The sequence below is a fragment of the Pseudophaeobacter sp. TrK17 genome (assembly GCF_042192375.1).
Lineage (GTDB): Bacteria > Pseudomonadota > Alphaproteobacteria > Rhodobacterales > Rhodobacteraceae > Pseudophaeobacter.
Genome location: NZ_CP071703.1, coordinates 51,327 through 65,693, shown reverse-complemented (window position 1 = coordinate 65,693; position 14,367 = coordinate 51,327). Strand labels below are relative to the sequence as shown.

Sequence of the window (14,367 nt, the reverse complement as noted above, 5' to 3'; positions counted from 1 at the left end):
GCATCTCCGGCTCATTTGGAAGTCTTCCTGAGATCACCCCTGCGCTGACCGCCTTCTATAAGAGCTGCGTGCCTGCAATATTGGTGGGCCTCATGTTTGCGCTTTAGATTTGGGGCCGTGAGAAGCTGCTGCGTGATCGAAAATAAGCGGGGCATGATTTGATCGACACCTTCCATCACCTTTGCCTCTTTCCTGGGCGCATCAAGCATTTGGCATTTCGAAAGGATGAGAGGCGTATGATGTTCATCAAGATTTTGGCGAGCGTTCTCTACCAAAATATCGATAATCCCGACAGCGAGTATTCTGTCGACTCCTGCTGCCATGAGGCTTGCGATAACATTGGTCCAAGCGGCGGAGTTCTCTACATGCTTCATGCGCAATCAGCTTTCCTTGTTCGAGGCTTAGAAAGCTGTATAAATCTGGCGTAAACAAGGCACCTATAGGGCATTTGATAGGCAAGATGGGGAGAGATGAAGTGGTCCTTGGACATGTAATCCTAGGCATGGTGCTCGGCATGATTTTTGCTGCGATCAGCCTCTTTCTTGGCCCTGTACGCACGAAAGGGGTCAAAAACGGCCACATTTTCTGGTTGTGCATTTTGAGTTGATATGGCGGACTGATCCGTATATATGCTCCGATATAAATTAACTTGGAGCGTGCATGGAACAGCTTTGGTCAGCAGAGGCCCTGCGTTTACATTGGGTTTTGCAACCCTCAGAGCAGCCGCTGCTGAAGGGGTTGCCTGGGCCGAAACGGCTTGTACTCGGATACTACCTGAAGTTTTTCCAACGCCATGCCAGATTTCCTAACCGAATGGATGCCATGCCAGAGGCTGTTGTGCAGTTTTTGGCGGAACAGATCGAGTATGACGGTCCGCTGCCATCAGATGTACCAGAGCGCTCGGATCGCCGGTATCGCCGTCTGGTTTCGGATCATTTGCGGCTGCGGCGATTTGATCGAGCCGCTTCTGGCGAATTTGTGGAATGGCTTGTGGTTGAGGTCTTGCCGAACGCGCCGCAGGTGTCGGCGCTTGATGAGCGGATGACAGCGTGGTTTCTAGCCAATCGTTTCATCCGACCAGAGCAATCGCGCTTGGACAAGCTGATGGCTCAATCGGAACGCCAGTTCGATCACAGGCAATACGCCAAGATTTCAGGGCGGCTGACGTTGGCGCACAAACACGCCTTGGATGCTTTGCTGACGACCGATGAGGCCGCATCGCGATTTGCGCAGCTTGCGCGAGGTCCAGGCGGGGCAAGCGTACAGGCCGTTCAGGATGCTGTGGCGCGGTTAGAGATGGTTCGTGCCATCGGCCTACCGCCTCATCTCTTGGAGGGCATTCATCCAGACCATATCGCCAGCCTGGCTCGCCGCGCCGCCAGCGAAGATGCTTGGGACATGCGCCGCCGTCCCGAGGCTGTACGGCATGCCCTGCTCAGTTGCTTTTGCGCGATCAGAGCCGCAGAATTGACAGATGATCTGGGCGATTTGGTGATCAGCATCATCCACAAGATATCTGCGCGCGCTGAGAGTAAGGTGATCAAGGAATATGTCGCTGACTTTCGGAAGGCGGAAAGCAAAGACACGGTTTTGGGCAAGATCGTGCTCGCAGTCGATGGGCAGCCGGAAGGCGACATCCCGCAGGTCATCTACCCGGTCGTCCCGCGTGAGACGATCCGTGAGCTGGCGAAAACCTACCAGGCAGACACGCCTTCATTCACGACCCGCGTGCATCATACAATCCGCCGCTCTTATGCGCGGCATTACCGGCGCGTCCTGCCAGTGATCTTGAGAGCACTGACGTTCCGGACGAGCAGCACCAGTGCCGAGCCGTTGTTGGCCGCCCTTGCCGTATTGACGGAGCCATCGGACCGGAAGCCACAATTTTATGCTGAGGAGGAGGTTCCGATCGACGGTGTTATTCGCCCCAAGTGGCGAGACATTGTTCTCGAGGTGGGCCCTGGAGACGTGGTCCGCGTCAATCGCATCAACTACGAGATATGTGTCCTTCAGACTCTGCGTGAGAAGCTGCGGACAAAAGAAATCTGGATAGAGGGTGCAAAGCGATATTGCGATCCGGACCAAGATCTACCAGCCGATTTTGATACGCGCCGCGCGCACTACTTCGACTTGCTTGATCAGCCCCAGAGTGCGGCTCAGTTTGTCCAGGCGTTGCGAGACGGCATGAGAGAGGCCCTGAGCGCCTTTGATCAAGGCTTCCCGGCCAACAGGGATGTCAAACTCAAGGCTCGGGCCGGAGGCGCGCGCCTATCCTTGCGTCCCTTGAGTCCACAGACTGATCCTGTGGGGTTGGAAGACCTTAAAGCGGAGCTTGGCCGACGGTGGCCGATGACCAGCCTTCTGGATGTGCTGAAGGAAGTCGATCTGCGCACAGAGTTCACGCCGCTGTTCCGTGCAGCGGGGTCTCGGCAGAACTTGCCGCAGGAAGAGGTCTCCCGGCGTCTCTTGCTCGCCCTGTTCGGGATCGGGACAAATATCGGGCTCAAGGCCATTGCGGCGGGCCCCCATAAGGTCAGCTACAAGGAGTTGCTCTACATCCGGCAACGCTTCATTCACAAAACAGCACTGCAGGATGCAACCCGCCGGATTGCAGATGCCACCTACCGCATTCGCAGCTCCGATATCTGGGGAGATTCGGGTACGAGCTGCGCCTCGGATTCCACGCAACTGGCATCCTGGGACCAGAACCTGATGACCGAGTGGCATCAGCGCTATGGCGGGCGTGGTGTAATGATCTATTGGCATGTCGATAAGCAGGCCACCTGTGTCCATTCACAGTTGAAACAAGTCTCGTCTTCCGAGGTTGCGTCCATGATTGAGGGCGTACTGCACCACGGCACGGACCTGGATATCGACCGCCAGTTTGTTGATACTCACGGACAAAGCGTCGTGGGGTTTGCTTTTTGCCACCTTCTTGGCTTCGACTTGATGCCACGCCTGAGAGGTATCGCCGGCCAAAAACTCTCCCGCGCAGACAAGCAGGCCGACCGCCGCTTCGCAAATATTGAGCCGATTTGCACGGCCCGACCCATCGACTGGGATCTGATCGCGCGGCATTACGATGAGATGATCCGCCTTGCGATTGCCCTCAAGCTGCGGACAGCCGATGCGGAGACCATCCTCCGCCGCTTCACACGGGGCCAAACGCACCCAGTGTTCTCGGCACTTCTGGAATTGGGCAAGGCGGTCAAAACGATCTTTCTATGCCGGTATCTCGGCAACGCGGAGCTGCGCCGCGAAATCCATTCCGGGCTCAATGTCATAGAGCGCTGGAACGGGGTGAACGACTTCATCTTCTACGGCAATGGTAATGAGCTGGTGTCCAACCGTCGTGACGATCATGAAATCTCTGTCCTCAGCCTGCACCTGCTGCAAGCGGCGATGGTCTATGTGAATACGCTCATGATCCAGCAGGTACTTCGTGAGCGCCCCTGGCGCGAAAAGATGACCGCCCGCGACATGGCAGCGCTGAACCCGCTGCCGCACAGCCACTTCAACCCATATGGTGTCTTTGATCTCGATATGGATACGCGCCTTCCCCTCGAAGAGATGAGGATGGCAGCATGATGCGTTCCGAAACTTATAACAAACGGAACGACCTTTTTTGTGCGCAAAATCAGCGCCTTGTAAAATCCGTATATTTGTTCCGTATATGGCGCCTTAAATCCGGGCAAAATCCATGCTGATCGGGTACGCGAGGGTCTCGACGACTGGCCAGAACCTAGAAAGTCAGATCGAACACCTCCAGAGCGAAGGTTGTGACACGATCTTCCAGGAAAAAATCACGGGGTTTGACCGGCGCAGGCCTCAGCTTGAAAAGATGATCGCTTCCCTACAGCCCAGTGATACGTTGGTCGTCACCAGCCTCGACCGTCTGGCCCGATCAACCAGTGATCTCTTCGTGATTACCCAGAAGGTAGAGGCCGTCGGAGCATCATTCCGCTCCCTGCGGGAACCCTGGGCCGACACAACAAGCTCCATGGGAAAGTTCTTACTTACTGTTTTTGCTGGACTTTCTGAACTTGAACGCAACATCATCAATGAACGCACAGAAGAAGGACGGACCTCCGCAAAGAAACGCGGCGTGAAGTTCGGACGCAAGCTGAAGCTGACACCACACCAGCAGGATCAGGTCAGGGCCATGCTCAAAGAGGGAAAATCCATTCGTGCCATCGCGCGCGACTTCAACGTCGGTGTCGCAACAATCGACCGCATCAAGCGCACAACAGCACTCTCATGAAATGTGGCCGTTTTTGAACCCCTTCGTGCGTACGGGGCCTTTATCGGATCAATGCGGGCCTCAAGGCGCTCAAGAAGGAAGGTCGGTTTGAAGAAATCGTTGCCCGCCATCTGGAGCTGTTCTGGGCGCAGCTGCAGTAACGCGCCTTAGGCGTTGGTCTGCGAAGACATTGACAAAAGGCCGGGCTGTAGGTCCGGCCTTTTTGCCGCTTAGCGGTCCGCCGCTGCGGCGCCACCCACATCGCTGCGGGCAATAGCCACCGATTTGATTACAGCGTAACAGGCCGCACCGGGGGAGAGTTCAAGTGCCTGTGCCGAGCGCCGGGTGATCCGGGCCAGCAGCCGTCCGGCATCGGTGTTGAGCGACACCATGGCGCCAGGACCGCTGCCGCTGCGGATCTGTTCCACCTCGGCGGGCAGGATATTCAACGCTGACAGCCCTTCGGGCCGCTGCCGGGACAGGATCACGTCCTGCGCCAGGATACGCACCCGCAACAGGCTGCCGGGCGCCTGTTGCACCTGCGGCAAGAACAAGGACAACCCGCCGGCATCCAGCTCGCTGAGCCCATCCGGGTGGTGGCGCAGCACTCTCGCCTCCAGCAGGGCGCCAGCGGCACGCACCCCGGTGGGCATGACCCGGTCATCGCCCAGAACCTCAGCCGCGCTGCCCTGACGCTGCACCTGTCCGTCTTTTAGAACCACCACGGATGTGGCCAGCCGTGCCACCTCTGCGGCAGAGTGGCTGACATAGAGCATAGGGATCTTCACCTCATCCCGCAGTCGCTCAAAATAGGGCAGGATCTCTTCTTTGCGGGCCTCGTCCAGTGCGGCAAGTGGCTCATCTGCCAGGATCAGGTCGGGGCTGGACAACAGGGCGCGACCAATGGCGACCCGTTGCTTTTCACCGCCTGACAGCGCGACCGGATGGCGCTGCAACAAGGCCCCAATACCCAGCATGGCGACGATCCGGTCAAAATCTTCCCGGGCGGCGCCACGGGGGGCAAACCAGCGACCAAACAGCAGATTTTGGCGCACAGTCAGATGTGGGAACAGGCGCGCCTCTTGGAAGATATACCCCAAACGGCGGCGGTGTGGCGGCAGCCAGACCCCCTGTTCCAGATCAAACAGCAGCCTGTCATTTAGCGCCACACGCCCGGTTTTGGGGCGTATCAACCCAGCCACCGCGTTGATCACCGTGGTTTTTCCCGCGCCTGAGCCGCCAAACAAAACGGTTACGCCAGCCGGGGCCTCAAAAGACAGATCAAGGGTAAACTGACCAAGAGGCTGACACAGCGAGACCTTCAGCATCACAGGCCTCCCAACCGGCGGGCGGCGCGGCGGGCCAAAACCTCCGAGAGGATCAAGGCAGCCATGGCAACACCCACTGAGATCACCACCAGCCGCAGCGCGGCGCTTTCGCCGCCGGGGACCTGCAAAAAGGCGTAGATCGCCGAGGGAAGTGTCTGGGTCTGCCCCGGAATATTGGATACAAAGGTAATCGTTGCGCCAAACTCCCCCATTGCCTTGGCAAAGGCGAGTATGGCGCCAGCGATGACCCCTGGCAGGATCAGCGGCAGGGTGACAGTGACAAAGACCCACAATGGATTGGCCCCAAGCGTCGCGGCGGCCTGTTCCAGTTTCGGATCCACCGCTTCAATGGACAGGCGAATGGCCCGCACCATCAGGGGAAACCCCATGATCGCTGCCGCCAGGGCGGCTCCGGTCCAGCGAAAGGCAAAAGAAATGCCAAACTGTTGCAGAAAGCTGCCCATTCCGGCCTGAGGCCCAAAGGTGAGCAGCAATAGATAGCCGGTGACGACCGGCGGCAGGATCAGCGGTAAATGTACCAGCCCGTTGACCAATTGCTTTCCGGGAAACTGCCACCGGGCCAGCGCATAGGCGGTAAAGATGCCAAAGGGCAGGGTCAGCAGGCTGGCCCAGATCGACACTTTCAGAGACAGCGCCACGGCCTGCCATTCTTCGGGCCCAAGCCAGCTCATGCGCCGCTACTCCGCAATCACATCAAAGCCGGCAGACAAAAAGGCATCTCGTGCCCTGGCGTCTTGAAGGTAGTGAAAGAGAGCCTCCACAGCGGGGCCACCTGCCCCCTGAACCAGCGCCAGCGGATAGCGGATTGGCGCATGGGACCGGGCGGGGAACTCAGCCAGCACCCTGACCCGCGGTTCTGCCTGGGCGTCGCTGGCATAAACCACGCCCAGCGGGGCTGCGCCAGCGGCAACCAGCGCCAGCGCCGCGCGGACATTGTCGGTCTGGGCAATATGCGGTGCCAGATCCTGCCACAGCCCCAGCGATTGCAGGGCAGATTTCCCGTAGATCCCTGCGGGCACTGACTCGACCATGGCCATGGCCAGTTTGCCTTGGCCCAGGTGGTCAAAAAGCGCGGGATCGTCAAAACCGGCAAGGGCAGCTGTGCTTTCTGTGGGCGCGACCAGGACAAGCCTATTGCTGAGAAGATCCCGGCGACTGCCGGAAACCAGGCGGTTCTCGCTCTCGAGATAATCCATCCACGCGGCGTTGGCAGGCAGATAGATATCCGCCGGCGCTCCAAGCGCGATCTGACGTGCCAACAGTGATGATCCGGCCAGGGACAGCGACACGCTGTGGCCGGTTTCTGCTTCGAATGTGGTGGAGATTTCATCCAATGCGTTTTTCAGGCTCGCTGCTGCAAAAACGGTTACGTCCGCCGCAGCTGCAGCGGTGGCAAACCCCACAGTGCCTGCACAGATCAGCGCTGACAGAAAACATCGGATGCGGGATGTGATATCAGAGCCTCCCCCGGCCTGTGACAACTACGTTCCTTTTGGGTAGCTCTGGGACCGCGACTGGGCAAGTCAAATATGCACCGGCTGAGGTGGGCTACCCAGCGCTTGGGGCGGCGAAATAGGGCGTCACGCAGGCAAAAGCCAACCCCGATCAGTCACGGGGTTGGCTTTGTAAAATTCTTGCTGCGTCATCAAAACAGGGTGAGACCACCTGGATCGGCTGCGGCCGGAGCCGGCTTTGGTGCCGGACGGGCAGCGGCCAGTTCCTGTTCGCCCAAACGTCTGTCATTCTCGACGCGGGTTTGTTGGGCACTGCCGGAAACCGCATGAAAGCGCACACGCCGGGCAGAGGTGCCGCCGACACTGGAGGAGATGACCGGAATGCCTTCGTCATAGAGAAACTTCTGTACAAAACTCGCATTCGAGGCGCCAATATCAGACAGGTTCGCCGACATTTTTGCCCCGCCAAAAACCTTGGCTTTCAGGTTTCTGCGTTGGGCCCCCTTCTTCATGATACCGTTGATCAGTAGCTCCATTGCGTGGATGCCGTAGCGGGCGCTGACGTCGCCACCATTGGCATTGGCCAGCAGGAAGTGGTTCATTCCCCCGACACCGTTTTCTGCATCATATATGCAGGCCGCAATACAGGAACCAAGAACCGTAGAGAACATTACTTTGGGATCTGTAGAGACCCGGTACTCGCCCTGAAGCACCGTGACCGAGGTAGTATTCGCAAAAACTGTTGTCACAGTACACTCCTTATCAACTAACTCAGGCTTTCGCAGCCTGTAAAAGGGTCCCAGCCATCCGGGCTAGGGAAACTTGTTTCTCTGCGGCACCGGTTTCCCAGGCGACACGCGGCATTCCATAGACGACTGAGGATTTCTCATCCTGAGCAAATGTGGTTGCCCCTGCGTTGCGCAGGGCCAAAAGTCCCTTGGCCCCGTCCTGGCCCATGCCGGTCAAGATGGTTGCAACCACCTCCTTCCCATATGGCACGGCAGAGGTGAACAAGGCGTCAACAGAAGGGATATGACCCGAAATTGGTGGACCTTCTTTGAGTCGAGCCCGCATTGGTTTACGCTGAGTCATACCCATATGGCGGCGTTGGCCTGCGGCGATATAGACATGGCCAGGCTCCAGCTTCATGTTGTCCTCTGCAGGAACCACCTTGGCGGCGCAAATGCGGTCCAGAAGGGAAACCAATCCCTGGCCAAAGTTCTTGCCCGTATGCTGCACAATCAAGGTTGGCGGACATAGAGCGGGAAAGCCAACCAGAACGCTCCGCAAGGCCTCGACCCCGCCTGTGGAAGAGCCGATCAGAATGATCTTTTTAAAGTCTGTCGCGGCGGCATTTGCCCCACCGCTGCGCTTGCCGGCGCCGCTTTGGTCTCGCCTTGGCGCCTTGACCATCATGTCAAAATATTGGGAGAACTGTTGCGGAGTATCCGTTTTTGTCAGTTCAAAAATCCCGGCACCCACGTTCAGCAAGGGAGAGGATGTGCGCGCTGGTGTTGCCCCGGCACTGTCCATAACCGCAACCCAACGGGTGTCCAGCGCCGAAAAGAGCGCCAGCATCATTTCGAATTCAGGCAGTTTGGTAAAGCCATCTTCAACGAAGGCAAAAACCGGCTGTGCTGCCTCGGCCTGATTGTAGGCCATCATCAGGTTGTTGGCCAAAAGCACCTTCATCCCTGGATAGGTGGCTTCCATATGGCTTTGGATCGAGCGGGCAAAGGCCCGGTCAGTTGTAATGATCAATAAGTTCTGAGACGGCAATGTGTCACCCAGTCAGGCTGATCGGTAAAAAAACCGAAGTTACGGTCGTCTCGGGGCAATTGAAGCCCCGAGAATGGTTACTTAAAAATCTTGCCACAGATCCTTTGCGGCGTTTCCATCAGCCTGTGCTGTCAGGCTGGATGATGCAGGCATCACCTCATCCAGATTCCAGTCCTCGTCTCCATGGGCTGAGGGGAGTGGAGCCTCTGCTGACGGGGCTGCCTGCATTGGGGTGACGGTTGCGCCGCCCTTGATGCTAAACCCGGACACCAGCTGCGCCAGTTGTGTTGAATCTGAGCTCAGCAGATGGCCCGCCGCAGTCGCTTGTTCGACCATGGCTGCATTCTGTTGTGTCACCTGATCCAGTTGCGTCACGCCGGTGTTGATCTCGTTGAGGCCAGTGGACTGTTCCACTGCACCCTCGGCAATACCAGAAACCAGCTGCGAGATATGGCTGACACGCTCGACGATATTATTCAGCGCCTCGCCTGCTTTGCCCACCAGATCAACGCCGCGCTCAACCTGTTTGGAACTGTCACTGATCAAGGTCTTGATCTCCATCGCCGCATCAGAGGACCGCTGCGCCAGCGCCCGGACCTCCGAAGCCACAACCGCAAAGCCTTTGCCTGCTTCGCCGGCACGGGCTGCTTCTACCCCGGCGTTAAGGGCAAGCAGGTTGGTCTGGAACGCGATATCGTCAATCACCGAAATGATCTGGCCAATTTGGTTCGAGCTTTCTTCGATTTCGGTCATCGCTGAAACCGCGCTTTGCACAACCTCACCAGTGTTTTCGGCCTCTAGCTTGGCGTCGCCCATGGTTGCCTCAACGCTACGTGCGCCATCTGCGGCGGATTTTACGCTTGCGGTCAGCTCATCCAAAGCAGCGGCTGTTTCTTCCAGAGTTGCGGCCTGGCTTTCGGTCCGGTTGGACAGATCATCCGAGGCACGGCTGATTTCGGTCGCTCCATTTCGAATGGAACTGGAGGCGTTAATCACCTGCGACACGGTTCCGCTGAGGGTTTCGATTGTCTGATTGTAGTTCAGGCGCAATTTTTCATGCTCGCCCGAGAAGGCTTGATCAATCGATACGGAGAAATCGCCTTCGGATAGTCGCACAAGCCCGGCGCTCAGGTTCTCAACAACAACCTGTTGTTCCTGCTGCAGCGCAGCCCGTTGCTCTTCGGCGATCCTGGCCTGTTGCAAGTCTTCCTGCATCGACACCAGAGTTTTGCCGATCTTGCCGATCTCGTCGCCCCGCTCGGCCTCGGGCACATCGGTATCCAGGTTGCCGGAAGAGACTGCATCCATGCTTTGACAGATCCTGTCCAGAGGGCGGGTAATCGTCCCGGCGAACAGCCAGCCAAGGAAGGACATCACAGCAGCTCCGGCAAGCGAAACCATGAGAAGGATGTTTCGATCCCGGATCACTGGCGCCATCAGCTCTGCGCGGTCCTGTTCGATGGCAATAACCCAGGTCCCACTTTTCAATGGGATCGCTTCGGCGTAGGCGGCGACGGGCTGTCCCCGCAATCCGGTTGCCTCGGTGGTAAAGCGGCTGTTACCTGCGAGGGCCTGTGTCAGGTAGTCACTGGCGGGCAGCTGGTCCAGAGTCGAATGACCGTCTTCAAACCGTGAATGCGATCGCGCGGTAAGGTCAGGACCTGCCAAAAAGATGTCCACGGATTCTTGGATGCCCTGATCATCGTTCATGATCACGTTGATCATGCCTACAGGAATCTGCAGAATAAGGACGCCCACTGTTTGGCCCGAAGGCACGACAATCTTGGTGGCAGCAAAAGCAGCAGGTACGTTGTCACTTGCTGCGAAGCGGGCGATATCGGAAAAAATGACCTCGCCAGCCTCAGCCTCTAGGGCTTTGCGGAACAAAACGCCCAGATCACTATCCTTATAGGCGCCGTTCATCAGGTTGGTGCCATAGTCATCTTCTTTGAAAACTGAGTAGATCACATCGCCAGGCATGCTGACCAGGAAGGCATCATAATAGCCTTTTGCCGTCAGCAGTGTCCGAAATGACGGGTGAAACTTGGAGTGATGGATGTTGTAGGGAATCGTTTGCTTACCCCGATCCAGATTATGCCGCTCACCTGCAGGAAAAGGATTCTCGGTGATATAGGTCTTGCGCGCGATATCGGCCGCATCAGCGCCGAGGTTGCTCCAGGCTGCGGACAGCCGCTGGATCGCTGTGGCTGTCGAAGGCATGCTTGCCAGTGTCATCAAATCTGCATTGACGCCCCTCAGGAGCGACTGAAAAGCGGTTTTACGACCGGCAATCAGAGATTCGAACTGGTGTTCCGCTTGATGGAACGCGCTTTTCTGAAAGTTGATCGTACTTACTTGTCACGTCCCGTAAGCTGGTAAGGAATTTTCTTGAACAGCTCTGGTTTGAGTTTGTACCAGTCTTTCATGGCCTGCAAGGGCGTTTTGCTGCCCAAGACTGATTGTGGTAGCTGTTGGTTGTAAAGCCATACGTAGCGCTCGAGGGTCTGTTCGAGATCTTCGCCTGATTTGAAATGGTGGCCTTGCAAGACATCCTCGATGCGTCCGTTGAACCGTTCGACCATACCATTGGTTTGCGGCGACTTCGGTGGGGTCAGGCGATGCTCGATGCCCAGCTCGGCGCAAAGCTTGTCAAACTCGTGCTTCCCTGTCGCAGAGCGCTTACGCATTCCGAACAAGCGGTCCGTGAACTCCTTACCGTAGCACGTCGGGAAGCAGCGCTGATTTTTGAGGTTATGGCCACGCGCGCAGCCCCCAAATAGCGAAGCGTGTGGCCATAACCGGTCTCAGGTCTCAACAGTGGTTTTGCATAACCACACTGCTGAGGAGACCGGCTATGACCGCCACCGATACTAACTCTTCGACCTTGCTGGTCGCCATCGATATTTCTAAGCATCGCCATGAGGTGCTGATCGCCATCCCTGGCAAGAAGCGCCGTCGCCGATTGACGATCCTGAACACGCTTGACGACTTCCAGCGTCTGTCTGCATCCCTTGCCAGCTACGACCTGCCGGTACGGATTGGGTTTGAAGCGACCGGCAACTACCACCGCGCGTTGGCGCACCATCTCGGGCAGGCCGGGTTCGAGCTGAAGTTGGTCTCCTCGGTTGGTCTGGCTCGCACGCGGGAAGCCCTGCACAACAGTTGGGACAAGAATGATCCCAAGGACGCCCAGGTCATCCTTCACATGCTGGAGATCGGCGCGGTGCAATTCTTTCATGATCCGATGGTGGTCGGGACCATCGACATCCAGGAACTCTCGAAGACGCACGAGATCGTCTCCCGATCGAAGACCGAGCTGTGGCACCGCATTCTCACCCACTACCTGCCACTGTATTTTCCCGAGGCCGAACGATTCCACCGAAGCTCGCGGACGGATTGGTTCCTTGCGTTCCTCGAGAAGTACCCATCACCACATATGATCTCCGCCATGGACCGGGACGCCTTCATCTCCGATGCCTGGGATGTCGTCGGCCGGAAGGTTTCCAAAGAACAATTACTTTCAGATATTTACGCCACTGCGGCCGCTTCGGTCGGCTTGCCAGTTCAGGCAGATTCTGACGCGGTGCGCATGTTCCGCCTCGTTCTTGCAGAGGGGCGCGGCCTCGTCCGGCAGCGCGATGCGATTGAGGCACGGGCCGTCGAGTTGTTGTCGGACCTGCCTGATTATCAGCTGCTGACCACCATTCCCGGCATTGGTCCAATCAACGCCATGACAATCCTCGCGGAGGCCGGCGACCTGCGCCGTTTCCGCCATCATCGCCAGTTCCTAAAGTTCTGCGGCATGGACCTCGCCACCGTCCAATCAGGCATGTTTCGCGGTCAGAGCCGTATCTCGAAGTATGGCAATGCTCGGCTTCGGCGGACGCTCTGGATGGCTGGCCAGACCGCTGTTCTCAAGCGGACGAACAGCTTCCGGGACAAGTTCGAACGCTACATCTCCAAGGATCGACACAATGCCCATCTGCGCCGCAAGGCCTACACCGCGATCGCGGCCAAGATGGCGCGCACCGTACACGCTGTGGTCAATCACGGCGAACCCTATCGCCCCTTCTTCGAGGGGGTGAGCCCAGGCGGAAGGACCTCTCTCTGACGAGCCGTGGAGGCAGCTTGCTGACCTCGTAGATAATGTTCGGGCCTTCTGCTTGGGATTTGGGATCTCGTATTGAGGACGGTGAGGGCCGCCAGTGCGCGTACCCTGTGTTTGCTATGGAAGAGATCATTTCTTGACGGCAGAGCCCGTCTGGGCAACATTAACAGGGCATCCGGAACTCCGGATGCCCCATGACCTGCTGACCTAAGCAGCCAGATCTTCCCAACATAGGACGTTGTCTGTCAGGATTGTGCGGATCTTGAGAGGACAGGCGCGCTCCAGATCCCGGAGGAAGCGCCTGGCGTTAGCTGCAGATTTTGCTGAGAAAATACGGATGAAGACCCACCGTGTGGCACGGTCGATGGCGACGAAGAGGTAACGACGCTTGGTCTCGTCCTGCATCTGAGGCAGGTATTTGACGTCGATGTGGATATAGCCTGGCTCGTAAGCCTTGAAGGTGCTGTGCTTGGGCTTGGGGGCCTTGCCCTTCAGCTCACGCAGGTTGCTCACCCCGTGCCGACGCAAGCAACGATCCAGCCCCGAGCGAGATACATTTGGGTTCAAAAACTCCCGCACCACCGCCAGAAGATCATCCAGGGGAAGCAGCAGCGTCTGGCGCAGAGATACTGCCACGGCCTCTTGCGCAGGTGTCAGGGTTGTCTGAAGGCGATGTGGCGTGTGGCTTTTGTCCTCCACGCTGTCACGGTGACGCCACTTATACACCGTCTGCTCCGAAATCCCGTGTCGGTCAGCCAGAACCCATGCAGCCTCATTGCTGGCCTGGATCTCGGCGCGGATTTTCGGGGTGGTCGTCGCCTCGCTATGCAGTCGAACAAGCATCTGTGCCTCCGTCTCGGATCTCCCTCAGCAGCGAGCGTGCCATAAAAAGCGCCAATTGGCGAGGATCAATGTGATCATCCGGGACGGAACACTTAGTGCCGAACAACAATGGCGCTCCGAAGAACTGGGGTTCGCGGTAACCCATATTAACGATTCCTGCCGCAAGTCCCTGACGCTCTTGGGTCTTGAGCCCAACCGATTTGAAGACGAGGTAACAGCATGAAAACCAAAGTATTGGCAATCGATGATTCCCGCACCATCCGGAATCTGCTTGCAGCCACCCTGGAAGAGGCTGGTTTTGAGTACGTAAGTGCAGTGGACGGCCGGGAAGGCGTCGACATGTATGATGATGTCGCTCCTGACGTCGTCATCACCGATATCAACATGCCCAACCTTGACGGTTTTGGTGTGATCGAAGAACTGCGCGGCACCGATATTAATTCCAAAGTTCCGATCCTGGTACTCACCACGGAAAGTGCTCCGGAAATGAAGGCACGTGCCCGCAATGCAGGTGCAACTGGCTGGATCACCAAACCATTTGATGACGCCTCCCTGATTTTCGCGCTGAAGCGTGTTACCGGGGCTGCGGCATAA

Annotated in this window: 11 protein-coding genes and 2 pseudogenes; 4 read left to right on the top strand and 9 right to left on the bottom strand. The window is 57.5% G+C overall.

The genetic code is table 11. The features are described from left to right. Nucleotides 1-11 precede the first annotated feature (11 nt). Nucleotides 12-374, bottom strand: a complete 363-nt coding sequence (locus JZI28_RS22835) for a hypothetical protein (protein WP_375700369.1) — start codon at nucleotides 372-374, stop codon at nucleotides 12-14. 286 nt (nucleotides 375-660) lie between these two features. Between JZI28_RS22835 and JZI28_RS22830 the strand changes: the two genes are divergently transcribed. After that, complete coding sequence (locus JZI28_RS22830; RefSeq protein WP_375698918.1) at nucleotides 661-3,588, top strand: Tn3 family transposase; 2,928 nt, start codon at nucleotides 661-663, stop codon at nucleotides 3,586-3,588. 112 nt (nucleotides 3,589-3,700) lie between these two features. Beyond that, nucleotides 3,701-4,261, top strand: coding sequence for a recombinase family protein (locus tag JZI28_RS22825; protein WP_047998007.1), 561 nt, complete (start codon nucleotides 3,701-3,703; stop codon nucleotides 4,259-4,261). Between the two features lie 209 nt (nucleotides 4,262-4,470). Here JZI28_RS22825 and modC read toward each other — a convergent pair whose 3' ends face one another. The 7 genes and pseudogenes from modC to JZI28_RS22790 form a co-directional block, all read right to left on the bottom strand. Continuing rightward, nucleotides 4,471-5,568 (bottom strand): molybdenum ABC transporter ATP-binding protein, encoded by a 1,098-nt coding sequence (modC, locus tag JZI28_RS22820; protein ID WP_375700368.1) that lies wholly within the window; start codon nucleotides 5,566-5,568, stop codon nucleotides 4,471-4,473. After that, nucleotides 5,568-6,260: a molybdate ABC transporter permease subunit gene (gene modB, locus JZI28_RS22815; protein WP_295449000.1), complete on the bottom strand. Its 693-nt coding sequence runs from the start codon at nucleotides 6,258-6,260 to the stop codon at nucleotides 5,568-5,570. The genes modC and modB overlap by 1 nt, the downstream gene beginning before the upstream one ends. Nucleotides 6,261-6,266: 6 nt before the next feature. After that, nucleotides 6,267-7,070: a molybdate ABC transporter substrate-binding protein gene (gene modA, locus JZI28_RS22810; RefSeq protein WP_375700367.1), complete on the bottom strand. Its 804-nt coding sequence runs from the start codon at nucleotides 7,068-7,070 to the stop codon at nucleotides 6,267-6,269. A 164-nt stretch (nucleotides 7,071-7,234) separates the two neighbouring features. After that, nucleotides 7,235-7,792: a chemotaxis protein CheD gene (locus JZI28_RS22805; RefSeq protein ID WP_295448997.1), complete on the bottom strand. Its 558-nt coding sequence runs from the start codon at nucleotides 7,790-7,792 to the stop codon at nucleotides 7,235-7,237. 22 nt (nucleotides 7,793-7,814) lie between these two features. Next, nucleotides 7,815-8,756 (bottom strand): CheB methylesterase domain-containing protein, encoded by a 942-nt coding sequence (locus JZI28_RS22800; protein WP_297339121.1) that lies wholly within the window; start codon nucleotides 8,754-8,756, stop codon nucleotides 7,815-7,817. Between the two features lie 147 nt (nucleotides 8,757-8,903). After that, a complete protein-coding gene (locus JZI28_RS22795) occupies nucleotides 8,904-11,057 on the bottom strand; it encodes a methyl-accepting chemotaxis protein (RefSeq protein WP_375700366.1) in 2,154 nt (717 codons plus the stop codon). 116 nt (nucleotides 11,058-11,173) lie between these two features. Further along, nucleotides 11,174-11,539 (bottom strand): annotated as a pseudogene (locus JZI28_RS22790) (integrase core domain-containing protein); the annotation flags it as partial. Between the two features lie 137 nt (nucleotides 11,540-11,676). Between JZI28_RS22790 and JZI28_RS22785 the strand changes: the two are divergent. After that, nucleotides 11,677-12,933, top strand: a complete 1,257-nt coding sequence (locus tag JZI28_RS22785; protein WP_375698368.1) for an IS110 family transposase — start codon at nucleotides 11,677-11,679, stop codon at nucleotides 12,931-12,933. Nucleotides 12,934-13,167: 234 nt separating this feature from the next. Here the strand turns inward: JZI28_RS22785 and JZI28_RS22780 are convergent. Continuing rightward, nucleotides 13,168-13,773 (bottom strand): annotated as a pseudogene (locus tag JZI28_RS22780) (IS481 family transposase); the annotation flags it as partial. A gap of 219 nt (nucleotides 13,774-13,992) precedes the next feature. Here JZI28_RS22780 and JZI28_RS22775 point away from each other — a divergent pair. Continuing rightward, nucleotides 13,993-14,367 carry a response regulator gene (locus JZI28_RS22775; RefSeq protein ID WP_009807715.1) on the top strand — a complete coding sequence of 125 codons (375 nt, stop codon included), beginning with the start codon at nucleotides 13,993-13,995 and terminating at the stop codon, nucleotides 14,365-14,367.